The sequence below is a fragment of the Actinomyces sp. MRS3W genome (assembly GCF_032465695.1).
GTDB lineage: Bacteria > Actinomycetota > Actinomycetes > Actinomycetales > Actinomycetaceae > Actinomyces.
The window spans coordinates 1-1,189 of sequence record NZ_JAWDJJ010000074.1 but is presented as its reverse complement, the minus strand read 5'-3'; the positions used below and the strand labels follow the sequence as shown (position 1 = coordinate 1,189).

The following is a 1,189-nucleotide window of genomic DNA, read 5'->3' as shown; positions in this document are numbered from 1 at the left end:
GGTATTGCCAGCGGAATCGGTGGTTTGGGTCGTGGGCGCGGAATCGGAGGCGCTGCCGCAGGCGGCGAGCGACGCGCCGGCCAGGGCGGTGGTCAGGGCGGTGAGGGCGGTTCTACGGGGTAGGTACATGCGGGTGCTCCTGGTGCATCGTGGCGTTTGCGAGACCGGGGCACACCCACATGGGCGACGCCGGCCCCCCGGGAGTTTCCGCGGTCCGGCGCTGCGAGGCACAGCGTCGGGCCAGGGCTCCACCGCCAGATTACGTCACGGCGCGGGAGAATCCGGTGCCCACACGGGGCGCGATGTCTGAGCAGCGGGAGCAGCAGCGCCCTTAAGCCCCTTGGGAGGGGGTGAGATCGTCGGCGCCCTGGTTGCCGGTGCCCTGGGTGTGAACCGGCTGCCAGCCGCGGCGCGGACGCACCGTGGAGGTGGCGCCCGGGCGGGAGCGGTAGACCACGTACGGGCGGGTCACATACCCCACCGGCGCGGAGACGACATGCACCAGCCGGGTGAAGGGCCAGATCGCGAACAACAGCAGCCCGGCCACAATGTGCAGCTTGAACACCAGGGGCACATCCGCCATGAGTTCCGGGCGGGGGTGCAGGGTGAAGATCGAACGGAGCCAGGGGCTGATGGTCTCCCGGTAGTCGTAGCCGCCGTCGGCGCCGCCCAAAAGCTGGGTGGACAGGGTCGCCCAGGCGCCCAGGCAGATCGGCACCGCCAGCAGCACGTACATGATCTTGTCGTTCGTCGTCGTCGCCAGCCGCACCGACTTGACCACGAGACGCCGGTAGAGCAGACCCACCATGCCGACCAGCGTCATAAGCCCGGCCAACGAGCCGGGGATGACCGCCATGAGGTGGTAGATGTGCTCGGGGATCCCAGCCGCCTCGGTCCATGTCTTGGGGATGATGAGCCCCATGAAGTGGCCCAGCGCAACCAGCAGGATCCCGATATGGAACAGGGGGGAGGCCCAGCGCAGAATCGCCGACTCCCGCCACTGGGAGGACCGACTCGTCCACCCGAACTGGTCGGTGCGGTAGCGCCACACCAGGCCCACCACCAACAGGATGAGGGACACGTAGGGCAAGGCGGTCCACAGAACCGCAGACTCGAAGGTGCTCATGACTGCTCCTGATAGCTGACGGGCGGGGTAGCGGCGGGCGCCGGTTGCCGACCGGAGGAATAC

The 1,189-nt window shown here is 68.6% G+C and carries 1 protein-coding gene; it reads right to left on the bottom strand.

Annotated features, from left to right (window positions below; all coding sequences use genetic code 11):
* Positions 1-331 precede the first annotated feature (331 nt).
* A complete protein-coding gene (gene narI / locus RWX45_RS02105) occupies positions 332-1,126 on the bottom strand; it encodes a respiratory nitrate reductase subunit gamma (RefSeq protein WP_316022136.1) in 795 nt (264 codons plus the stop codon).
* Positions 1,127-1,189: the final 63 nt, after the last annotated feature.

Bases quoted from the DNA above. Each gene is read 5' to 3' on its own strand.
- narI (WP_316022136.1), bottom strand. From the start codon at position 1,126: ATGAGCACCTTCGAGTCTGCGGTTCTGTGGACCGCCTTGCCCTACGTG.